Source organism: Peribacillus sp. YIM B13482, assembly GCF_042787975.1.
Classification (GTDB): Bacteria; Bacillota; Bacilli; order Bacillales; family DSM-1321; genus Peribacillus; species Peribacillus simplex_A.
The window spans coordinates 130,188-152,601 of sequence record NZ_JBHZPF010000002.1 but is presented as its reverse complement, the minus strand read 5'-3'; the positions used below and the strand labels follow the sequence as shown (position 1 = coordinate 152,601).

The window sequence follows — 22,414 nt, the reverse complement described above, 5'->3', positions numbered from 1 at the left end:
CATTGGCAGCCTTTATGGCATTTCACTAAAATTGGACAAAAACATAGGGAGATTAAATGTAATCCGTTTTGCCTGTTTCACCATTAAATGAAGAATTCGGAAGAAAGTGAAGCAATGTATAATAACAGAATTTTTTAACTATTATCCCGCGAAAACATGGATAAATCAGGTTTTTTCATGTGAGAAATTCTTTTTTTGGAAACTTTTTAGAAAAAACTGGTGACAAATTTATACAGTGTGTTATATAATACAAACAGGAAATAAAACAACTGTATTATAACATTAAAGAGTTGGAAAGGATGTGGAGAGGCAACATGATTACGGAAGCAAAAGGCTTACAAATTACGGGCAACATTAAGCCAGGATATGAACAAATACTTACAACGGAGGCTCTTCAATTCATCGAAAGAATTGAACGGCATTTCAGTGAAAGAAGGAGGGAACTTCTGAAACGGCGCAAAAGCGTACAGGAAGAGCTGAATCAAGGCAAGTTGCCTGATTTCCTTGAAGAAACGAAGCATATTCGTGAAAGTGATTGGACGATTGCGCCACTCCCGAATGACTTGCAGGACCGCAGGGTTGAAATAACTGGACCAGTTGATCGTAAGATGATCATTAATGCAATGAACTCAGGTGCCAATGTATTCATGGCTGATTTTGAAGACGCCAACTCACCCACTTGGGAGAATTGCGTGGATGGTCAATTGAATTTGCGCGATGCAATCCGCGGAACCATTTCATTTAAAAATCCAAATGGCAAAGTGTATGAATTGAATGAAAAAAGGGCTGTCCTAAAGGTAAGGCCACGCGGCTGGCATTTGGAGGAAAAACATGTCCTTTTGGATGGACAGCCAATATCAGCCAGCATTTTTGACTTTGGACTGTACTTTTACCACAACGCAAAAGCATTGGTCGAAAAACAAAGCGGTCCATACTTCTACTTACCAAAAATGGAAAGCCACCTAGAAGCAAGATTATGGAATGAAATATTCGTATATGCACAGAACGATCTAAGAATACCGCAAGGAACCATTAAGGCAACGGTCTTGATTGAAACGATACTTGCCGCATTCGAAATGGATGAAATTCTGTACGAGCTTAAAGAACATTCTGCAGGCCTGAACTGCGGCCGCTGGGACTATATCTTCAGTTTCCTGAAAAAGTTCCGTCACTCGGATGATGTTATCTTTCCTGACCGGCTGCAGGTGACGATGACCGTTCCGAATATGAGAGCGTATTCCTTATTGGCAATCAAAACATGCCACACTCGTAATGCTCCGGCAATTGGCGGGATGGCAGCGCAAATTCCAGTTAAAAATGACCCGATTAAGAATGATGAGGCTTTTGCGAAAGTCCGGGCAGATAAGGAACGCGAAGCAAGAGACGGCCATGATGGAACATGGGTTGCCCATCCAGGTATGGTAAGCATCGCAAAAGAGGTTTTTGACCTGCTTGTTCCAAAGCCGAATCAAATTTTCCGAAAACGAGAAGATGTCCTTGTAACAGCGCAAGAGTTGCTGGCTGTGCCCGAAGGAACGATCACGGAGGCAGGATTACGGACGAACATTAACGTCGGCATCCAATATATTGCCTCTTGGTTAAGCGGCAGGGGGGCGGCGCCCATTAATAACTTAATGGAAGATGCAGCAACGGCTGAAATTTCAAGAGCACAAGTCTGGCAATGGATCCGGCATCCAAAAGGCATCCTCGAAGATGGCAGGAAAATAACCGAAGAATTATTCCATCAGATTAAAGAGGAAGAAGTGGAGGTCATTAAATCGGAAGTAGGGGAAGAAGCTTTCAAGTCAGGAAAGTTTGAAGAGTCTACTAAACTATTCGAAGAATTGATTGAAGCGGATGACTTTGCAGATTTCTTAACCAATCCGGCATATGAACAATTATCTTAATATTAAAAATATTAAATATAAATTAGGAGGAAACTATAATGATGAATGAAAGAGCGCAACAATTACAACAAAACTGGGAAAATGACTCACGGTGGACTGGGATTAAACGTCCTTATACGGCGGACGAAGTTATTAAATTAAGAGGTTCCATCGATATTGAACAAACACTGGCACGCCGTGGTTCTGAGAAACTATGGAATCTATTAAATACAGAGGATTTCATCAATGCATTAGGAGCATTGACTGGTAACCAAGCAATGCAACAGGTGAAAGCTGGTTTAAAAGCAATCTACCTAAGCGGCTGGCAAGTTGCGGCAGATGCTAACATCGCAGGGCAAATGTACCCTGACCAAAGTTTATATCCAGCCAACTCCGTGCCGCAAGTGGTTAAACGCATTAATCAGACACTTCAGCGTGCAGACCAAATCAGCTTTGCCGAAGGAAAAGAGGATATCGATTGGTTCGCTCCAATCGTAGCGGATGCTGAAGCCGGCTTTGGCGGTTCCCTTAACGTCTTCGAATTAATGAAAGGCATGATCGAAGCTGGAGCGGCAGGCGTTCACTTTGAAGACCAGCTTTCTTCAGAGAAAAAATGTGGTCACCTAGGCGGTAAAGTTCTTCTGCCAACCCAAACGGCAGTACGTAATTTGGTTTCCGCCCGATTGGCAGCCGACGTAATGGGGACACCGACTATCTTAATTGCCCGTACGGATGCTGATGCTGCAGACTTGATCACCGATGATATCGATCCGGTCGATGCACCTTTCATCACTGGCGAAAGGACTCCGGAAGGGTTCTACCGCACCAACGCGGGCCTTGATCAAGCAATTGCACGCGGCCTTGCTTATGCACCGTATGCCGACCTTATCTGGTGTGAGACTTCTGAACCTAATCTAGCGGATGCTCGCCGCTTTGCCGAAGCGATCCATGCAGAGTTCCCGGGTAAACTCCTTGCTTACAATTGCTCCCCATCATTTAACTGGAAAGCTAAATTAAGTGATGAAGAAATTGCCAGCTACCAAGTTGAATTGGGTAAATTGGGTTATAAGTTCCAATTCGTTACCCTTGCTGGCTTCCACTCATTGAATCATAGCATGTTCAATCTTGCTCTTGGTTATAAAGACCGCGGTATGGCTGCATACTCAGAACTTCAACAAGCAGAGTTCGCCAGTGAACCCGACGGCTATACAGCAACACGCCATCAACGTGAAGTGGGAACTGGTTATTTTGATGAAGTGGCACAAGTCGTTTCTGGTGGAACATCATCCACAACAGCACTTGCAGGTTCTACTGAAACAGAACAATTCGAGACGTCAAAATAAAGGCTTGAAACCAAAAATCCGCCTCGTACCCGAGGCGGATTTTTATATGGAATGGGAGAATGCTATAAGATATAAAGATAAGCTGGATTACTTTATGTGGTTCTCTTTGTATCTTGCCCGATGATGAAAGACCATATGGCCTTAAAGACATTGGCACGCTGAAGTGTATTGAATATGACAAGTACGACAGGTCCTGCAATCAGCCCAAGGAAACCGATCAATTTGAAGCCGATGAACAAGGCGATGAGAGTGGCGAGCGGATCCAAACCAATACTGGAAGAAAGAACTTTTGGCTCTATTAACTGGCGCTGGACAACAACGATTATGTACAGGACGGACAAACCGATTGCAAGACTTGTATTTCCGGCAATGAATTCAAAGATGATCCAAGGAATGAAAATCGTCCCTGTCCCTAAATAGGGAATGATATCGACCAGTCCGCATATCAGGGCAATGGTAATTGAATAATTCACCCTTAAGATGAGAAAGCCGATTAAAATCGTGACAGTCGTCAATGAAACAAGAGTGAATTGTGCACGGATAAAACCAAATAAAGCTCGTTTTAAGTCCCTGAATAAACGCTTGGCACCCGAAAAAATCTTATCAGGCAACACTTTTCCTGTCACAAGGCCAAAGGTATCCCAATCTTTACTGATGAAGAAAGTGCCCAGTAGGGTAAAAAGGAGTGCTGTTGCCGTAGTTGGAAACCATCCGATAATTGTGGGAATGTTCTTCAAGAACGCTTGAATGAAGCCGCTTACTCCGGTAGTGATGGATTCACCGATATTTTGGATATTCTTGAGGACTGTGTCTTGCTGTTCGATATCCAAATTATTGAACATGGCAGCTATTTGATTATATAAAGGGATGACGGTTGAAGTGATGTATGTTTCTATAAAGTCCACGATCGTTTCAATGTGTTGTGGTATGACTCCGGCAAGGTAATTGGTCCCTGAAATGATCTCGGTGACCAGTAAGGTGATTAGACCCGCAAATAAAAGGAAAATGAGCAAAAGGGAAATGAATACAGCCAATCCCCTTGGCAGTCTTCCTTTCTTTTCGAAAAAAGTGACCAGGGGGTTCATCAAGAAAGCGATTATCATGGCAATAATGAATGGGTATGTATACTTAGATAAATAAAACAAGGCAATTCCACCTAAAATTATTCCTCCGACGACCAGTAAAGAACGAATGAAACGATACATATATACTGGATTCAAGACATATCCTCCTTCTATCATAAAGTTTGTATTATAATTGTAACGATGATGGAAAAGAAAGGAAAGATTCTTTCGTCATTCTGCTTAACTTTTTCCCGTTAAAATACATAGCTCCATAAATCGGTCTCCTCTAAAGAAAGAGAGGAGTTTGTTATGTTAAAATAACAAAAAAGAAGAAAGAAGGTGAAGGGAGAATGATCAACGGTCCTGTCGTATTTTTAATTTTACTTGCAGCAATCGGTTGGTTTGGGAAAAATATGTCACTGATCATGGCTGCGGGTTTTCTTTTAAGCATGAAACTGATTGGCCTTGACGCTAAAGTGTTTCCATATTTAGAAGCCAAAGGAATCAACTTGGGCGTTACTATCATCACGATTTCCGTACTCATCCCAATAGCGAATGGGGCGATTGGTTTCAAGGAACTTGGGGACGCCATTAAATCCCCTTATGCCTGGATTGCGCTTGCATCCGGAATAGCGGTTGCACTCATAGCGAAAAATGGGATTACACTCCTGTCACATGATCCGCATATTACTGCGGCTCTTGTTTTTGGGACGATTCTTGCTGTCGCATTATTCAAAGGTGTAGCTGTCGGTCCGTTAATCGGGGCAGGAATTGCTTATTTATGCATGCAGATCTTTAATTTTTTTAAATGAAGCAAGTGGCGGAGGATAAAAGAGCTCGTCAACATTGGGAATGGGAATTTTCTATCTAATGTTTCATTTCTTCTGTTTTGCGACAAATTTTCAAAAAAAATGTGTTGGATTGCATAAAAAAAAGCAGGTGAATATGTTGCTAATTTTTCTAATGAAATAATAATTTTTTCACATTTTAAGTGCTTTTCATTCCCAAAAAAGTGTTTATTGTTTATAATAATCATGTAACTGCTCTGTTTTATTAAAAATGGGATTCAGAATATCATTGATATTTTTGAGGAACCTTAAAAAAAGATGTAGTTATTGAGCAAGCGCTCACTAGGAATAGCTACAAACATTATTTTTAGAATTTCGTATAAAAGATTATCGTACATTTTACTATTGTTGGGGGCATATTCCGTGAACGCTTCAATACAAGATGTATGTCTTCTGCTAAAAAATAGATGGTTGTATTCAGAATAGCTAATTTCCTTGGAAGCGCTATATTTATACGCAATGAGCAAGGGTATAGGGGAATATCTAGGAAAAGGAGAGATTTAGTATGACAGCAACAAAAGGTCTTGAAGGTGTGGTAGCAACAACTTCATCAGTAAGCTCCATTATCGATGACACATTAACGTATTCAGGTTATGACATCGACGATTTGGCTGTAAATGCAACATTCGAGGAAGTAATCTATCTTTTATGGCACGGAGCTCTTCCAAACAAAAGCCAACTAAAGGAATTAACTAAACAACTTGCTGAAAATGCTGCAATTCCAGCAGAAGTGGTTAATCATTTCAAAACATACCCAATCGATAAAGTACATCCAATGGGAGCTCTTCGCACAGCTGTATCTCTTCTTGGTCTTTATGATGAAGAAGCGGATGTAATGAATGAAGACGCTAACTATCGTAAAGCAATCCGCATCCAAGCAAAAATCCCTACATTGGTAACAACTTTCGCTCGCATCCGTCAAGGTAAAGAAGCGGTTGCACCACGTACAGATTTAAGCTTTGCTGCTAACTTCTTATATATGTTAAGTGGTAATGAACCAACGGCAATCGAAGAAGAGGCATTCAACAAAGCATTGGTCCTTCATGCTGACCATGAATTGAACGCTTCCACATTCACTGCACGCGTTTGTGTGGCTACATTATCCGATATCTATTCTGGCGTAACTTCTGCCATCGGCGCTTTAAAAGGCCCACTTCACGGCGGAGCTAACGAACAAGTCATGAAAATGCTTACTGAAATTGGTTCAGTTGATAACGTTGAGCCATATATCAATGAAAAATTAGCCAATAAAGAAAAAATCATGGGCTTTGGCCACCGTGTGTACCGTAAAGGTGATCCACGTGCTAAACACCTTAAAGAAATGTCCCAAAAACTTACTGAACTTACTGGACAACCGCAATATTATGATATGTCCATTAAAATTAATGAAATCGTAACTGGTCAAAAAAATCTTCCGCCAAACGTAGATTTCTATTCTGCTTCCGTATACCATAGTTTAGGTATCGAGCATGACCTATTTACACCAATCTTTGCAGTAAGCCGTGCTTCAGGCTGGATCGCTCATATCCTTGAGCAATATTCAAACAACCGCCTGATCCGTCCGCGTGCAGAGTATGTTGGACCAGGTATGCAAAAATATGTACCGATTGAAGAACGCTAATTAAAAGTTTTTCAAAAATTATTTTTTATTTCATCGATTTTGTAGTAAATTAATAGATGTGAGTAAAAAGGGTTAGTGGTCCTGCCTCGTTTAATGCCGGGCCATCTAACCTTTGAATTTGAATCGGAGGTAAGAGACATGACACAAAGCCAAAAAATCACAGTTACTAACGGTGCTCTTAACGTACCAAACAATCCAATCGTTCCTTATATTGAGGGAGACGGAATCGGTCCTGATATCTGGGCAGCAGCTTCTCGCGTTTTAGACGCAGCAGTTGAAAAAGCTTACAACGGCGAAAAGAAAATCGAATGGAAAGAAGTTTTAGCTGGACAAAAAGCATTTGACCAAACAGGCGAATGGCTTCCACAAGAAACTCTTGATGTCATTAACGAATATCTAATCGCTATTAAAGGACCTCTTACAACTCCAATCGGTGGCGGTATCCGCTCATTGAACGTTGCATTGCGTCAAGTATTGGACTTATTCGTATGTCTTCGTCCAGTACGTTACTTTGATGGTGTGCCTTCACCAGTTAAACGTCCGGAAGACACTGACATGGTCATCTTCCGTGAAAACACTGAAGACATCTATGCTGGTATCGAATATGCAAAAGGTTCTGACGAAGCTAAGAAATTAATCGAATTCCTACAAAATGAATTCGGTGTTAAAAACATTCGTTTCCCTGAAACTTCAGGTATCGGAATTAAACCGATTTCTGAAGAAGGAACAAAACGTCTTGTTCGCTCTGCACTTAACTATGCGATCAAAGAAGGCCGTAAATCATTAACGCTTGTTCATAAAGGTAACATCATGAAATTCACGGAAGGCGCATTTAAAACTTGGGGTTATGAAGTTGCAGAACAAGAATTCGCCGATAAAGTGTTCACATGGAACCAATATGACAAAATTAAAGATGCTGAAGGCACTGAAGCTGCTAACAAAGCACAATCTGCTGCTGAAGCTGAAGGCAAAATCATCGTTAAAGATTCCATTGCTGATATCTTCTTACAACAAATCCTGACTCGTCCTAAAGAGTTTGATGTTGTTGCAACAATGAACTTGAACGGAGATTACATTTCTGATGCATTAGCTGCACAAGTTGGCGGAATCGGTATCGCTCCAGGAGCAAACATCAACTACGAAACTGGACATGCCATTTTCGAAGCAACTCACGGAACGGCTCCTAAATATGCTGGTCTTGATAAAGTTAACCCATCTTCAGTACTTCTTTCAGGCGTTCTTTTACTTGAACACCTTGGATGGAACGAAGCTGCAGACAGCATCACAAAATCAGTGGAACAAACAATTGCTTCTAAAGTCGTTACATACGATTTTGCCCGCCTAATGGAAGGCGCAACAGAAGTTAAATGTTCTGAGTTCGCTGATGAGCTTATCAAAAACCTTAAATAATTTATAAATGCTTTCTGGAAAAGTACCTTAATGGGCTTCTTTTCCAGGGAGCTTTATATATATATGTGCATGAAAATGTTAAAAGTATTCCAAAATATTCACATATTTTAAGGAGGAATTAACATGTCTAAGCGTAAAAAAATCACAGTGGTAGGTGCCGGTTTCACTGGTGCTACAGCAGCATTCCTAGCAGCTCAAAAAGAACTTGGTGATATCGTTTTAGTTGATATTCCGCAAGCTGAAAACCCTACAAAAGGTAAAGCTCTTGATATGGCGGAAGCAGGACCTGTTCTTGGTTTCGACGCTAACATCATCGGTACATCCAACTATTCAGAAACAGCTGATTCCGACGTAGTGATCATCACTGCTGGAATTGCCCGTAAGCCCGGCATGAGCCGTGACGACTTAGTTCAAACTAACCAAAAAGTTATGAAATCAGTAACTAAAGAAGTGGTTAAATATTCCCCTAATACAACAATCATCGTTTTGACTAACCCTGTAGATGCAATGACTTACACTGTTTACAAAGAATCAGGTTTCCCTAAAGAACGCGTTATCGGACAATCGGGTGTTCTTGATACAGCTCGTTTCCGCACTTTCGTAGCTCAAGAATTAAACTTATCCGTTAAAGATGTAACTGGTTTCGTGCTTGGCGGACACGGTGACGATATGGTCCCTCTAGTCCGTTATTCTTATGCTGGCGGAATTCCTTTGGAGACATTGATCCCCCAAGATCGTTTAGAAGCAATCGTGGCTCGTACTCGTACAGGTGGCGGAGAAATCGTAAACCTTCTCGGAAACGGAAGCGCATATTATGCACCGGCTGCATCCCTTGTGGAAATGGCTGAAGCAATCCTTAAAGACCAACGTCGCGTTCTTCCATCCATCGCTTATCTTGAGGGCGAATACGGATTCGAAGGAATCTACCTTGGTGTGCCAACTGTACTAGGTGCAAACGGCATTGAACAAATCATCGAGCTTGAATTGACTGAAGGCGAAAAAGCGGCACTTTCAAAATCAGTTGAATCAGTTAAAGCGGTAATGCAAGTTCTTCAATAAGAGATGGAAAACAATCTCTTGATCAGACTGCCTGGAATATTGGAAGGGAAGGCCGAGGCCATCTTCCATCTCCGGGCAGTCTTTTTATCCGCTTTGGAACAAATCCGGGGGCGATAAGCCCCTGCTTAAGGTAGGAATAACTTTCAATACGTTTTTTTATGTGTAAATTTCATATAATATTCTTTATAATGGAATTGGATGAGTAGACTGAGAATTTGGTCTATGGGGTAATACATAATTCAGGGGGATCTAATGTCAAAGAAAATTCTCGTAGTGGATGATGAACAATCAATAGTTACCTTACTTCAGTACAATTTAGAACAAGCAGGCTATTCGGTGATCACTGCTTTGGATGGAGAACAAGGACTACAGGCTGCTGTGGACATACGCCCCGATTTAGTGGTATTGGATTTGATGCTGCCTAAAATGGATGGGCTTGAAGTATGTAAACAGCTTCGCCAGCAAAAAATCAATATACCGATCTTGATGCTGACTGCTAAGGACGATGAATTTGACAAAGTTCTGGGACTTGAACTTGGAGCGGATGATTATTTAACCAAACCATTTAGTCCGCGGGAGGTAGTAGCACGGATTAAAGCCATATTAAGGAGATCTCAGTTTCAATCGAACGGCAGTGAGTCAGGTAATGATCAGGAAGATGGTCTCTTGAAATTAGGGGAATTGAAAGTATTCCCGGATCGATACGAAGCATTCTTTGATGAACAGCAATTAGAATTAACTCCAAAAGAATTTGAATTACTTTTATACTTGGCGAAGAATAAAGGACGAGTATTGACTAGGGACCAACTGCTCAGTGCGGTATGGAATTATGATTTCGCGGGAGATTCCCGAATCGTCGATGTGCATATTAGCCATCTTCGTGAAAAAATAGAGAAGGATACAAAAAAACCTCTATATATCAAAACGATAAGGGGCTTGGGGTATAAGCTTGAGGAGCCTAAAAAAGAATGACGACCTATCGTAAAAAGCTCTTATATACCCTCATCACGCTGGTGATGGTCGTCCTGATGGCCGTGGGCTTTTTATTGGGGCATTTGTTCAAAAGTTATTATATTACAACTTTCAATGAGCGCATACAGAACGAAACATTCTTCATTTCTACATATATTCAAGAGCATGGGGGGATCGCGTCCTTTTTGGAAGAAGGGAAGACGGCAAAACTGACTCCCCTTTTAGATTCGAACTTAACGATTCTCTCTACGAGTGGGGAAATATTATACGATTCGACATCATCAAATGAAATACTTAAAAGCCATTCCAAGGTCCTTCGCAAAATAACTTTGGAAAAAGGGCTTAAGTATGGGGAAGGGTTTGAGGTGGTTGAAGGGGAGTCGGACCTCCATTTTTATTGGAAGACGGTCGAAAAGGATGGCGAGATTGAAGGTTTTGTCGTCCATAGCAATGAAATAGAGGCCATCGATCAAGTGAATAAACAAATGTGGCAAATATTGATCATTTGTTTAGGGGTTGCCTTGATCATCATTCTCATGCTCGCGAGTAAAATCACTTCATATTATATCCGTCCGATCGAGGAGGCGACGATGGCAGCCATCGAACTGGCAAAAGGGAATTATGGAACTCGGACATTCGGGAGGCAAACTGATGAAACCGGAATGCTGACAACTTCCTTGAACATATTGGCGAGGAATCTTCAGGAAACTGAAATAGCGAGGGAAATGAATCAGGATCGTTTGGAAGTACTTGTTGAAAATATCGGTAGTGGTGTCTTGCTCATAGACAGTAAAGGGTATACCACCTTAATCAACCGGGAATTCAAGAAAAGCTTCCATGTAAACTCCGCTACTTTTTTGTTTCAGGAATATTACTCGGTCATTAAAGATCAGGAAGTGATTGCCATAATCGAAGAGATCTTTCGGACGGAAAAAACGATAAAACGCCAGGTGAGGATACCGCTTGCAATAGAACGTAAGCATTTTGAGATTTACGGGGCTCCCATTATCGGGAATCATGATGAATGGAAGGGGATCCTCCTCATTTTCCATGATATCACCGAATTGAAAAGGCTCGAGCAAATGCGGAAGGATTTCGTGGCTAATGTGTCCCATGAATTGAGAACCCCGATCACTTCTATTAAAGGGTTTTCAGAAACATTGTTAGATGGGGCTTTAAAAGACGAAAAGACCTTAAAGCACTTTTTAACAATTATCTTGAAAGAAAGTGATCGGCTGCAAGAGCTCATTCAGGAGCTTCTGAATTTATCAAAAATGGAGCAGCAGGAATTCGTTTTGAACGCAGGTGTCGTGGATATTACGAAAGTCCTTGGTGAAATACAAGAGATGCTTATTGGGAAGCTGAAGGAAAAAGAAGTATCGCTTGAAATTAAAGCATCACAGGAACCTGCTTTCATTGAAGGGGAATCTGATAGGATCAAACAGGTTTTCATTAATTTGATAACGAACGCATTGACCTATACCCCAAATGGCGGGAGGGTCACCGTGAATATCATGGAGAATGAACAGACGGTTGATATTGCAGTTCAAGATAGCGGGATCGGTATCGAAGAAAAAGAACTGCCGAGAATCTTTGAACGGTTTTACAGGATCGATAAGGCAAGGAGCCGCGATTCAGGAGGAACTGGCATTGGACTGGCAATCGTCAAGCATATAATAGAAGTCCATAAAGGTAAAATCAACGTGGAAAGCACACCTGGAACCGGGACGACTTTTACAGTCACTTTAAATAAAAGCTTAAAAGGAAAGATGTAGCGGGTTTCGTGAATTTACATGTCCTTTACAATTTCTTAAAACGGACTTCATAATGCAGGGGTACAATGTTTGTACAACCCCTCATCCAAGGAGTTAAACATTGACAGAGACCCATAGTCTCTGTCTTTTAATTTTGTCTTATTCCCCGGGAACCATTCCTCTATCCTATTTTCTTAGGAAAATATTTGGTTTTCATGAAACTTTAGGCCCTTTCTTGCGTAAATAAGATATAACGGCAAAGAAGGGGTGATACATATCGTTACCTTAAAAAGGATATATACGATCATAGGACTTGTCTTTCTAATTTTAATTTTGGGTGTAGTTGCGATATCGACCTGGTACACGGTTGATGAATCCGATCAAGCTGTCATAATGACGTTTGGTAAGGTGGAGCAGACGATAACAGAACCAGGACTTCACTTTAAGCTGCCTTGGCCGATTCAATCGGTTGAAAAATTATCGAAAGAAACATTCAGCCTTAAGTTTGGATATAAGGAAGAGGATGGAAAGGTGAAGGATTACCCGAGTGAGACCAAGATGATTACGGGTGATGAAAATATTGTGCTAGCCGACCTAGTTGTTCAGTGGAAAATCACAGACCCTCCAAAATATCTATACAATGCAGATGATCCAGAGAAAATATTATATGATACGACTTCAGCTGCCTTACGGAGCATTATCGGCAGCACGAAAATAGATGATGCACTTACATCCGGTAAAGCGCAAATTGAAGCGGATGTATGGGGATTGCTGTCACAGCTAATGGAGAAATATGATGTCGGAATTTCGATATCTGCGGTTAAACTCCAGGATGTGGAGTTACCGAATGAAGAAGTCCGGAAGGCATTTACCAATGTAACGGATGCCAGGGAAACGGCCAATACGAAAATAAACGAAGCGGATAAATATGAAAATAAACGGATGAATGAAGCGGAAGGGGAAAAAGACGCCATCATATCACAGGCCAATGGGGATAAAGCTGCCCGTACGGAAGCTGCCCGTGGGGATGTAGCGGTCTTTGAAAAATTACTAAGTGAGTATAAGGGCAATAAGGGGATTACGAAGGACCGTCTTGTTATTGAGACCCTTGAAGAAGTATTGCCGAATGCGGAGCTTTATATCATGAATGATGATGGAAACACAATGAAGTACTTGCCGCTTCGCTCGCTTGAAAAAGAGGAAACGAAAAAAATGCCTGCACCTGATGAATCCACTGCTCCAGAAGGAGAAACGGAAAAAGGGAATGCAACGGAAGAAAAAGCGGCGGGGGAAGGGGGCGCTAAACAATGAGTGGGAAAATAATAGATTTCTCTGAGTTGAAAAAAGGTGATTTTCATTGGAGAGGCTACGTGAAAATTGGCATTTTCCTCATTATTTTATTCGCGTTGCTGCTAATCATCTTCACCAATGTATATATCGTCAAAGAGGGCGAATATAAAGTCGTCCGTCAATTCGGTGAAGTGGTAAGAATTGATAAAACCCCGGGTTTGAAGGTAAAAGTGCCATTCATCCAGAGCGTCATGACCTTGCCGAAGTATCAGATGAGTTCTGATGTATCCGAGGCGGAAATCAATACGAAAGATAAAAAGCGGATGCTGATCGACAACTATGCAGTATGGAGAATAGAAGATCCGAAGAAATTGATTACAAATGCAAGGACGCTACAGAATGCCGAAACGAAAATGGAAGAGTTCATCTATTCGGCAGTTCGTTCAGAGCTGGGCCAGCTGAATTATGATGAAATCATTAATGATGAGAAGTCATCCAGGGGAAGTTTAAACGACCGCATAACAGAAAAAGTCAACGAACTGCTCCAAAAGGACAGTTATGGCATCAGCCTGACGGATGTCCGGATAAAGCGGACTGACCTGCCAGCCGAAAATGAAGCATCCGTCTTCAAGAGGATGATTTCAGAGCGGGAATCGAAAGCGCAAGAGTACCTATCCAAAGGTGATGCGAAGAAAAATCGTATCATTGCGGATACTGATCGTAAAGTGAAAGAATTGCTCTCGACTGCAGAAGCTGATGCAGAAGTTATCAGGGCTGAAGGAGAAGGGGAAGCAGCGATAATCTATAATAAGTCGTTTTCCAAAGATCCCGAATTCTATAAACTATACCGGACTCTTGACTCCTACAAAAAAACGATTGGAGATCAAACGGTCATCGTTCTGCCGTCGGATTCCCCATATGCCAGCTTGTTAATGGGAAATACTAAATAATCGCCGTTGCCGTCATTTTTCTTTCCGCTTCTACTCATGGTAGAATAGAGAAAGAAAATGAACGGCTTTTTGCGTTTTTAAATAGAAGCTAAAACTACATAAACCTGTATGACTGGAGGAAGACGGAATTGGATAAAAAGTTAGTACTCATAGATGGAAATAGCATTGCATACCGTGCGTTTTTTGCACTTCCGCTCTTGAATAATGATAAAGGGGTACATACGAATTCCGTTTACGGATTCACCATGATGCTCAACCGCATTCTTGAAGAAGAAAAACCAACGCACATACTTGTTGCATTCGATGCGGGTAAAACGACATTCAGACATGCTTCATTTAAAGAATATAAAGGGGGACGCCAAAAAACGCCGCCTGAATTATCTGAGCAATTTCCTTTCATTCGTGAGCTGCTTGATTGTTTTCAAATAAAAAGGTATGAACTGGAGAACTATGAAGCCGATGATATTATCGGGACGCTATCTTTACAAGCTGAAAAAGATGGTTTTGAGGTGAAGGTCATTTCCGGTGATAAGGATTTAACACAATTATCCTCCCCTAGTACGACGGTTTCCATTACGAAAAAGGGGATTACTGAAATTGAGGAATACACTCCAAAGCATATACATGAAAAATACGGTCTATCCCCCTTTCAGATCATTGATTTAAAAGGGCTGATGGGAGATGCCTCCGACAATATTCCTGGCATACCGGGTGTTGGTGAAAAAACCGCCCTTAAGTTATTGCATCAATTTGAAACGGTGGAAAACCTCCTGCAGTCGATTGATGAGGTAAGCGGACAAAAATTGAAAGAGAAAATAGAGGAACATAAAGACCTGGCTCTATTAAGTAAAGAGCTGGCTACAATAACGAGGGAAGCGCCGCTTGAAGTTTCTGTAAACGAGACCGAGTACAGCGGCATGGATCAGGAACGAGTCATCTCATTCTATAAAGAGCTAGGCTTTTCGACTTTGCTCGATAAATTGGATGTAACGGAAAGTGTACCGCTTGAACAGGAAAAGATAGAGGTTCACACGGGTGAAATGTCAGAAGGAATGTTTGCAGATGAAAGTGCTTTATATGTTGAAACTTTAGAAGATAATTATCATCGTGCAGATATTATAGGGATAGCCATCAGTAATGAACAAGGTCATTTTTACTTCCATGGAGATGATGCTCTGAGTTCCGCGGCATTTAAAACCTGGGCAGAGGATGAAACAAAAAAGAAAACGGTTTTCGATGCGAAGCGTACGGTTGTTGCACTCCGTCATAGAGGCGTCGAAATAAAAGGCATCGATTTTGATGTGTTTTTGGCATCCTATATCCTAGATCCGGCAGAGTCAGTGGATGAAGTGGCCGAAATCACGAAAACACAAGGTACAATCCGTCTTGAGACAGATGATGTTTTTTATGGGAAAGGTGCAAAACGGAAGATTCCTGGGCAAGCTGAATTGAGCGAGCATATCGCCAGAAAATCGAAGGCAATCCTTTCTCTTAAAGAACCGATGATCAATAAACTGCAAGAGTTCGAGCAATATCATCTGTTAACGGAACTGGAGCTGCCTTTGTCGATCATCCTGGCTAATATGGAATGGCAGGGCATCAAGGTGGATATAGGCCGGCTGAAAAACATGGGGCAGGAATTAGCCATTCGCTTAAGAACCATTGAAGCACGAATTTTTGATTTGGCTGGAGAGGCTTTCAATATCAATTCACCTAAACAGCTTGGGGCCATCCTTTTTGAAAAGTTAGAGCTTCCGGTCATGAAGAAAACCAAAACAGGTTATTCCACTTCAGCCGATGTACTGGAAAAACTGGAGAGCCAGCATGATATCGTTAAGGAAATATTACTGTATCGCCAGCTTGGTAAGTTGCAATCCACATATATTGAAGGCTTGCTCAAAGTGGTCAATGCTAAAACGGACAAGGTGCACACCCGGTTCAACCAAGCATTGACCCAAACCGGCCGATTAAGTTCTACAGATCCCAACCTGCAGAACATCCCTATCAGACTGGAAGAAGGCAGGAAAATCAGGCAGGCCTTCATTCCTTCCGAAAAGGATTGGATCATTTTTGCTGCGGACTATTCGCAAATCGAGTTACGCGTGCTGGCGCATATCGCCAATGACAGCGGATTGGTGGAAGCATTCCAAGCCGGGATGGACATCCATACAAGGACAGCGATGGATGTGTTCCATGTAAAGGCGGAGGAAGTCACGTCGAACATGAGGCGCCAAGCAAAAGCCGTCAACTTCGGAATCGTTTATGGTATAAGTGACTACGGGCTATCGCAAAGTCTTGGCATCACGAGAAAAGAAGCTGGAGAGTTCATCGAGAAGTATTTAAGGAGCTTTCCTGGTGTTCAGGAATATATGGAAGAAAGTATACATGAGGCACGTCAAAAAGGGTATAGCACGACTTTGCTGCAAAGAAGGCGCTATATACCTGAGATTACAAGCAGGAATTTCAACATCAGGAGCTTTGCCGAACGGACAGCGATGAACACACCGATTCAAGGCAGTGCCGCGGATATCATCAAGCTTGCGATGATAAATATGAATAAGCGCCTGAAAAGTGAAGGGCTGAAAACGAGAATGCTTCTTCAGGTGCATGATGAATTGATTTTTGAAACTCCTCCCGAGGAACTCGAAATCCTTAAGGTCATCGTTCCGGAGGAAATGGAAAATGCCATTGAATTGAACGTGCCCCTTAAAGTGGATTATGCTTTCGGGCCAACATGGTTTGATGCCAAATAATAAAAGATAGGTGATTGTAATGCCAGAACTTCCAGAAGTGGAAACAGTCAAAAGAACGTTAGAGCAGCTCGTACTTGGAAAAGAGATCAAGGAAGTGTCCGTCTTTTGGCCAAAGATCATTAAAGCGCCTGAGCCTGTCGAACAGTTTCAGGATGCTTTAAGAGGGCAAACGATTCAGAGTATAGGTCGTCGGGGCAAGTTCCTCATTTTCACCTTGGATGATTATTCGATGGTTTCGCATTTAAGGATGGAGGGGAAATACGGGGTGCATCCAAAAGAAGAGCCATACGATAAGCATACACATGTGATCTTCACTTTCACGGATGGCAGTGAGCTTCGGTACAGGGATGTCCGGAAATTCGGAACGATGCACCTGTTTGCCAAAGGAGAAGAGTTTGAGCGGTTGCCGCTGCTGCATTTAGGACCTGAACCGTTATCTGAAGAATTTACTGTCGAGGGGCTAAGTGCGAAATTGGCCAAAACCAACAGGAAAATCAAGCCGGTTCTCCTTGATCAAACGGTTGTCGTTGGAATTGGGAATATATATGTGGACGAGTCATTATTCCGTTCCGGTATCCATCCGGAGAGAATAGCTTCTTCACTATCCTTGCAGGAAATCAAAAAGTTGCATGCGGAAATCATTGCAACATTGGGTGAAGCGGTGGAAAAGGGTGGGAGTACGATTCGTTCATACCTCAACTCTCAAGGGCAAATCGGCATGTTTCAGTTGGAACTGAATGTCTATGGACGAAAGGGTGAGGAATGCAAAACATGCGGCACGCCACTTGAAAAGCTGGTTGTTGCAGGACGCGGCACACATATTTGCCCGTTGTGCCAGCCGCTTATTTAACTAATGTTTTTTAAAAACACATCGGATGGGCTCCTACCATATACTAGGGTAGCAACGAGAAGGGAAGGAGTAATATTCCGATGTGGCTACAAATTATTTTTCTTGCTTTTGCAGTTAGTATTGACGGATTTGGCGTAGGTTTGACTTTTGGTATGCGGAAGATGAAAATCCCCTTAAAGTCAATAGCGGTCATTTCATTTTGTTCTGCTTTGAGTTTAGGCATAGCGATGGTCATCGGTCAATTCATCAGTCAGCTCATATCTATCGGGGCGGCTGAAAAAACCGGGGGCATCATCCTCATCTTTCTTGGTGCCTGGATGGTATACCAATACTTTAGGCCTGACAAAGATTTGAAAGATGATAGATATCATGAAAAGATCATCTTTAATTTTGAAATTAAATCACTTGGGGTAGCCATTAATATTTTACAAAAACCATTGAATGCCGATTTTGATAAATCAGGTACGATTACGGGTGTTGAAGCGCTTGTCTTGGGGTTTGCACTTTCACTGGATGCGTTCGGGGCTGGAGTCGGAGCAGCCATGATCGGGATTTCACCGATTATCCTCGCAGTATGCATCGCTGTTATGAGTTCAATTTTCATTTGGAGCGGACTGCAAAGCGGGAAATTGCTTTCGAATAATAAAGTTGTCCAGCATTTAACCTTTCTTCCAGGTGTACTATTAATTATAATCGGCTTATTCAAGTTATGATACATGGTTTAAAAGGGGGAGCATATGGGACAAATCATCGGAATCACTGGAGGCATCGCCAGCGGGAAAAGCAGTGTCAGCCTCTATTTACAGGAACTCGGATTCACGATTGTAGATGCAGATCTGGCTTCCCGTGCTGTCGTTGAGCCAGGTGAAGACGCCTATCATCAAGTTGTGGAGGCGTTTGGAGAAGATATCTTATTGGCGGATGGGAATATAGATCGCGTAAAGCTGGGGTCGATAATATTCCATGATCAGGAAAAGAGATTGCTATTGAATGGCATCGTTCACCCTGCCGTCAGGAATTGGATGCGCCTCAAAACGGAAGAGGCACTCGCTGCAGGGGAAGAAACGGTATTCATGGATATTCCGCTCTTATTTGAAAGTAAGCTGACATTCATGGTGGAAAAGACGCTTTTGATATATGTCGATGAACAAGTTCAATTGGAACGTTTAATGAACAGGAATGGTCTATCTGAGAAGGATGCGCTTGCCAGGATCCATTCTCAGATGCCCTTGGCTGATAAAAAGGCTTTAGCGGATGCCGTCATCGATAATAATGGGGACATTAAGGAAACGAAGAAGCAGGTGAAGGCCCTGCTTAGCGAATGGCATGTCATATAGTTGTGATAAAAGGAAGAAATCTTCGGGTTTCTTCCTTTTGTGTTGAAAAAATAAAACAATCCGCATTTTTATTAGCACATTTCAATCTAATTATGTTATACTAATTACATGTGAGAGGTAATAAGTATAACATTAATATTTTCAGGAGGGTCCGAACAATGAATTCAAGAATAGCAATTAACGGATTTGGGAGAATTGGAAGAATGGTTTTCCGAAAGGCCATATTAGATGAGGGTTTGGACATTGTTGCCATTAATGCAAGCTATCCTGCTGAAACTTTAGCACACTTACTAAAGTATGATACGATACATGGTAAATTCGACGGTATCATTATAGCGGAAGATGATTCACTTGTAGTGAATGGCCGCCGAGTACAATTGATAAATAACCGCGATCCAAAGCTATTGCCTTGGAAAGAGATGAACATAGATATTGTAATTGAAGCTACTGGAAAATTCAATGATCGTTCTAAAGCGGCTCTTCATTTAGAGGCAGGGGCAAAAAGGGTGATTTTATCAGCACCAGGTAAAAATGAAGACGTTACCATTGTCATGGGCGTCAATCAGGAAGTTCTGGAAATTGACAAGCATTTTGTCATATCCAATGCATCTTGTACAACTAACTGTCTTGGACCGGTTGCAAAAGTGCTTGATGAGAAATTCGGCATTAACAATGGTTTAATGACAACGATACATTCTTATACAAATGATCAAAATAATATCGACAACCCGCACAAAGACTTAAGACGTGCTCGTGCCGCTGCGGAAAGCATCATTCCTACGACCACAGGAGCTGCAAAAGCGATCTCATTGGTGTTGCCTCAATTAAAAGGCAAGCTTCACGGAATGGCGATACGCGTACCGACACCTAATGTGTCCCTAGTCGACCTTGTTGTGGATTTAAACTGTGATGTCACGATTGATGAAGTGAATCAAGCGTTCATCGACGCTTCAGAAAATGAACTTAAAGGAATCATGGAATTCACGATGGAACCTTTGGTTTCCAGTGATTTCAAAACTAATCCTCACTCTGCCATCATCGATGGTTTGACAACGATGATGATTGGTGACAGGAAAGTTAAAGTCCTGGCTTGGTATGATAATGAGTGGGGTTACTCCAACCGGGTAGTGGACCTTGTAAAATTAGTTGCATCCGAGTTGAAAAAAACCTCCGAAGTTGAATTATCAGTAAAATAATGAAAAAATCGAGCCTGCTAAATTTTTTAGCGGGCCCAGTTTGTAGACAAAAAGGTTTCGGAATGGTCACATTCCGAAACCTTTTTGATTTTTTATTGGATTTGAAGCAGTTAGAGAGAATAGTGACCCAGCGCATACCATGCTTTTCCTTTGCATCTGCGGAAACTCTCCTGGTTTTCGAACTTTCTGGAATTCACTGGTTCAACCAGAGGCTCTAAGATATGACGATCATGCGTATCGTCCCCGACAAAAATGCATTGAAGTTCGATGCTGCATGAAACGAATAGGCAAACTTGTTTTGTTCGTTCATCTTTCACATAGTAGCTACTCTTCAGGATTAGTTGAACTGTCCTTAATCCCCTTGTTCTCTGCCTTAAATAGACTATAGGTAAAAGGATTCTATCTTAAAACAAAGTTGATTGGAGCGGGTGTTCGAGGCTCCTTTCGGGAAAAGCGCGTCAAAGGGAGACCCCACAGGCGCAATGGCGGACCGCCCGCGGAAAGCGAGTGCCCCACGTTCCAATAAACGGCCAAATATTAAAAACATAAAAAACAGTAGACAAACTCAATTATTATCGAGTTTGTCTATCTGCTAAATTTTTTTAGCAGACTATTTTTAATTCATTGATCATCAATTTCTGGCTGCCTTATGGCGCTGAATAAACACACGAAAACAGAATTTGCCCCACATTGGGACCTCCCCCATATCTTTATTACATAAAAAGTTTATCTATCCAAAAATTCAATTTGGAGTTGCAAAAAAAATTTAAACCATATATACTATGAATCGTGAACTTCTTCAAAAGCGGTTTGCATGATGGCTACTTAAAGGGTTAGGACCTCTTTGGACTAACTTTCCCCCGTGGTAGTTATCAGACTTATTTTTTAATCATGGTAAGGGGGAAGCTTAATATGGAAACTGCTTACACTATGGAAACTATGGGTAGACATGTAATTTCTGAACTTTGGGGTTGTGACTTTGAGAAACTGAACAATATCGATTTGATTGAAAAGATTTTTGTTGATGCTGCTTTAAAATCAGGTGCAGAGGTACGAGAAGTTGCCTTTCACAAGTTTGCTCCACAAGGAGTTAGTGGGGTTGTCATCATTTCTGAATCACACTTAACGATTCACAGTTTTCCTGAACACGGCTATGCCAGCATTGATGTCTATACATGCGGTAACTTGGATCCGAATATTGCGGCAGATTATATTGCAGAAGCTTTGAATGCGCAAACACGCGAGAACATAGAATTACCACGTGGATTAGGTCCTGTACAAATGAAAAAAGCCAATATAAGTGCCCTATAAAAAACACGTATACACAGAGATGCCATGGGTGCATCTCTTTTTTAATGCAATGAATCAGATCTTGCTTCAATTTATAAGGGGAAGTATCCCAGTGCACAAAGACTTTGATAACGGTGCTTCTAGTGCGTGACAAAAAGTGCCTGCTGCTGGAAGTTACACTTTTTACTTGTACTGGCCGTTCCTTTTAATATAAGATTAAGATAGAAAAGTAATTCCTTGGGGAACATTTAGATAGGGGAGTCCTACATAAAATACGGAGCTGATAATGATGAAATGCCCATCATGTCAATATAACGGAACAAGAGTGCTCGATTCCAGGCCAGTCGATGAAAGTAAATCGATTCGACGACGCCGTGAATGTGAGGCATGTGGTTTTCGATTCACGACATTTGAAAAGGTGGAGGAAACACCGCTCATTGTAGTGAAAAAAGGCGGTACACGGGAAGAGTTCAGTCGTGATAAAATCCTGCGTGGCTTAATCAGGGCTTGCGAAAAACGTCCGGTTCCCTTGAAAGAACTAGAGCAAATTACCAGTTATGTAGAAAAAGAACTACGCAACCAGGGCATATCGGAAGTGAAAAGCGACAGTGTCGGCGAAATGGTGATGGACAAGCTGGCAGAAGTCGATGAGGTTGCCTATGTTAGATTCGCATCCGTCTATCGACAATTTAAAGATATCAATGTCTTTATCGATGAATTGAAAGATTTAATAAATAAAGAAAGAAAGTAGAGCTGAAGATTTACTTTGGCTCTTTTTTCACTACATCTTT

Annotated in this window: 18 protein-coding genes and 1 pseudogene; 17 read left to right on the top strand and 2 right to left on the bottom strand. The window is 41.7% G+C overall.

The genetic code is table 11. The annotated features are described in order from the left end of the window. The first annotated feature begins 314 nt into the window (after nucleotides 1-314). Both aceB and aceA read left to right on the top strand, forming a co-directional pair. On the top strand, nucleotides 315-1,907 hold the full coding sequence (gene aceB, locus ACFX4L_RS02270) for a malate synthase A (protein ID WP_377381282.1): 1,593 nt from the start codon (nucleotides 315-317) through the stop codon (nucleotides 1,905-1,907). A 38-nt stretch (nucleotides 1,908-1,945) separates the two neighbouring features. Continuing rightward, the gene (gene aceA / locus ACFX4L_RS02265) at nucleotides 1,946-3,229 is read left to right on the top strand and encodes an isocitrate lyase (RefSeq protein WP_061464360.1); all 1,284 of its coding nucleotides are present in this window, start codon (nucleotides 1,946-1,948) and stop codon (nucleotides 3,227-3,229) included. A gap of 92 nt (nucleotides 3,230-3,321) precedes the next feature. Here the strand turns inward: aceA and ytvI are convergent, their stop codons facing one another. Continuing rightward, complete coding sequence (ytvI, locus tag ACFX4L_RS02260) at nucleotides 3,322-4,449, bottom strand: sporulation integral membrane protein YtvI (protein WP_089361734.1); 1,128 nt, start codon at nucleotides 4,447-4,449, stop codon at nucleotides 3,322-3,324. A 194-nt stretch (nucleotides 4,450-4,643) separates the two neighbouring features. On the opposite strand from ytvI, the gene ACFX4L_RS02255 reads away from it, so the two are divergent. From ACFX4L_RS02255 to ACFX4L_RS02195, 13 genes are all read left to right on the top strand, one after another. Then, on the top strand, nucleotides 4,644-5,105 hold the full coding sequence (locus ACFX4L_RS02255) for a DUF441 domain-containing protein (RefSeq protein WP_089361733.1): 462 nt from the start codon (nucleotides 4,644-4,646) through the stop codon (nucleotides 5,103-5,105). Between the two features lie 541 nt (nucleotides 5,106-5,646). Then, on the top strand, nucleotides 5,647-6,762 hold the full coding sequence (gene citZ / locus ACFX4L_RS02250; protein ID WP_061464357.1) for a citrate synthase: 1,116 nt from the start codon (nucleotides 5,647-5,649) through the stop codon (nucleotides 6,760-6,762). A gap of 93 nt (nucleotides 6,763-6,855) precedes the next feature. Then, nucleotides 6,856-8,172, top strand: a complete 1,317-nt coding sequence (gene icd, locus ACFX4L_RS02245; RefSeq protein ID WP_284470036.1) for an NADP-dependent isocitrate dehydrogenase — start codon at nucleotides 6,856-6,858, stop codon at nucleotides 8,170-8,172. A 123-nt stretch (nucleotides 8,173-8,295) separates the two neighbouring features. Then, the gene (gene mdh, locus ACFX4L_RS02240; protein WP_061464355.1) at nucleotides 8,296-9,231 is read left to right on the top strand and encodes a malate dehydrogenase; all 936 of its coding nucleotides are present in this window, start codon (nucleotides 8,296-8,298) and stop codon (nucleotides 9,229-9,231) included. Between the two features lie 252 nt (nucleotides 9,232-9,483). Then, the gene (locus ACFX4L_RS02235) at nucleotides 9,484-10,203 is read left to right on the top strand and encodes a response regulator transcription factor (RefSeq protein ID WP_061464354.1); all 720 of its coding nucleotides are present in this window, start codon (nucleotides 9,484-9,486) and stop codon (nucleotides 10,201-10,203) included. Further along, nucleotides 10,200-11,978 carry a two-component system histidine kinase PnpS gene (pnpS, locus tag ACFX4L_RS02230; protein ID WP_377381274.1) on the top strand — a complete coding sequence of 593 codons (1,779 nt, stop codon included), beginning with the start codon at nucleotides 10,200-10,202 and terminating at the stop codon, nucleotides 11,976-11,978. Before ACFX4L_RS02235 ends, pnpS begins: the two co-directional genes overlap by 4 nt. 255 nt (nucleotides 11,979-12,233) lie before the next feature. Next, a complete protein-coding gene (hflK, locus tag ACFX4L_RS02225; RefSeq protein WP_377381399.1) occupies nucleotides 12,234-13,268 on the top strand; it encodes an FtsH protease activity modulator HflK in 1,035 nt (344 codons plus the stop codon). After that, nucleotides 13,265-14,197 (top strand): protease modulator HflC, encoded by a 933-nt coding sequence (gene hflC, locus ACFX4L_RS02220; RefSeq protein ID WP_061464352.1) that lies wholly within the window; start codon nucleotides 13,265-13,267, stop codon nucleotides 14,195-14,197. The genes hflK and hflC overlap by 4 nt, the downstream gene beginning before the upstream one ends. A gap of 128 nt (nucleotides 14,198-14,325) precedes the next feature. Then, nucleotides 14,326-16,950 carry a DNA polymerase I gene (gene polA / locus ACFX4L_RS02215; protein WP_284470039.1) on the top strand — a complete coding sequence of 875 codons (2,625 nt, stop codon included), beginning with the start codon at nucleotides 14,326-14,328 and terminating at the stop codon, nucleotides 16,948-16,950. Nucleotides 16,951-16,969: 19 nt separating this feature from the next. Further along, nucleotides 16,970-17,800, top strand: coding sequence for a DNA-formamidopyrimidine glycosylase (mutM, locus tag ACFX4L_RS02210; RefSeq protein ID WP_377381268.1), 831 nt, complete (start codon nucleotides 16,970-16,972; stop codon nucleotides 17,798-17,800). A gap of 80 nt (nucleotides 17,801-17,880) precedes the next feature. Further along, the gene (gene ytaF / locus ACFX4L_RS02205; protein WP_061464349.1) at nucleotides 17,881-18,513 is read left to right on the top strand and encodes a sporulation membrane protein YtaF; all 633 of its coding nucleotides are present in this window, start codon (nucleotides 17,881-17,883) and stop codon (nucleotides 18,511-18,513) included. A 24-nt stretch (nucleotides 18,514-18,537) separates the two neighbouring features. Continuing rightward, nucleotides 18,538-19,137 carry a dephospho-CoA kinase gene (gene coaE / locus ACFX4L_RS02200; protein ID WP_061464348.1) on the top strand — a complete coding sequence of 200 codons (600 nt, stop codon included), beginning with the start codon at nucleotides 18,538-18,540 and terminating at the stop codon, nucleotides 19,135-19,137. Nucleotides 19,138-19,295: 158 nt separating this feature from the next. After that, complete coding sequence (locus tag ACFX4L_RS02195) at nucleotides 19,296-20,333, top strand: glyceraldehyde-3-phosphate dehydrogenase (RefSeq protein ID WP_377381262.1); 1,038 nt, start codon at nucleotides 19,296-19,298, stop codon at nucleotides 20,331-20,333. Between the two features lie 194 nt (nucleotides 20,334-20,527). Here ACFX4L_RS02195 and ACFX4L_RS02190 read toward each other — a convergent pair. Then, nucleotides 20,528-20,729: pseudogene (locus tag ACFX4L_RS02190) on the bottom strand (IS5/IS1182 family transposase); the annotation flags it as partial. Nucleotides 20,730-21,263: 534 nt separating this feature from the next. Here ACFX4L_RS02190 and speD point away from each other — a divergent pair. Both speD and nrdR read left to right on the top strand, forming a co-directional pair. Further along, complete coding sequence (gene speD / locus ACFX4L_RS02185; protein ID WP_034311443.1) at nucleotides 21,264-21,644, top strand: adenosylmethionine decarboxylase; 381 nt, start codon at nucleotides 21,264-21,266, stop codon at nucleotides 21,642-21,644. A gap of 268 nt (nucleotides 21,645-21,912) precedes the next feature. Further along, complete coding sequence (gene nrdR, locus ACFX4L_RS02180) at nucleotides 21,913-22,374, top strand: transcriptional regulator NrdR (protein ID WP_034309080.1); 462 nt, start codon at nucleotides 21,913-21,915, stop codon at nucleotides 22,372-22,374. Nucleotides 22,375-22,414: the final 40 nt, after the last annotated feature.

Coding starts and splice junctions, on each gene's coding strand:
- aceB (WP_377381282.1), top strand. CDS start 315: ATGATTACGGAAGCAAAAGGCTTACAAATTACGGGCAACATTAAGCCA.
- aceA (WP_061464360.1), top strand. CDS start 1,946: ATGATGAATGAAAGAGCGCAACAATTACAACAAAACTGGGAAAATGAC.
- ACFX4L_RS02255 (WP_089361733.1), top strand. CDS start 4,644: ATGATCAACGGTCCTGTCGTATTTTTAATTTTACTTGCAGCAATCGGT.
- citZ (WP_061464357.1), top strand. CDS start 5,647: ATGACAGCAACAAAAGGTCTTGAAGGTGTGGTAGCAACAACTTCATCA.
- icd (WP_284470036.1), top strand. CDS start 6,856: ATGCCGGGCCATCTAACCTTTGAATTTGAATCGGAGGTAAGAGACATG.
- mdh (WP_061464355.1), top strand. CDS start 8,296: ATGTCTAAGCGTAAAAAAATCACAGTGGTAGGTGCCGGTTTCACTGGT.
- ACFX4L_RS02235 (WP_061464354.1), top strand. CDS start 9,484: ATGTCAAAGAAAATTCTCGTAGTGGATGATGAACAATCAATAGTTACC.
- pnpS (WP_377381274.1), top strand. CDS start 10,200: ATGACGACCTATCGTAAAAAGCTCTTATATACCCTCATCACGCTGGTG.
- hflC (WP_061464352.1), top strand. CDS start 13,265: ATGAGTGGGAAAATAATAGATTTCTCTGAGTTGAAAAAAGGTGATTTT.
- mutM (WP_377381268.1), top strand. CDS start 16,970: ATGCCAGAACTTCCAGAAGTGGAAACAGTCAAAAGAACGTTAGAGCAG.
- ytaF (WP_061464349.1), top strand. CDS start 17,881: ATGTGGCTACAAATTATTTTTCTTGCTTTTGCAGTTAGTATTGACGGA.
- coaE (WP_061464348.1), top strand. CDS start 18,538: ATGGGACAAATCATCGGAATCACTGGAGGCATCGCCAGCGGGAAAAGC.
- ACFX4L_RS02195 (WP_377381262.1), top strand. CDS start 19,296: ATGAATTCAAGAATAGCAATTAACGGATTTGGGAGAATTGGAAGAATG.
- speD (WP_034311443.1), top strand. CDS start 21,264: ATGGAAACTATGGGTAGACATGTAATTTCTGAACTTTGGGGTTGTGAC.
- nrdR (WP_034309080.1), top strand. CDS start 21,913: ATGAAATGCCCATCATGTCAATATAACGGAACAAGAGTGCTCGATTCC.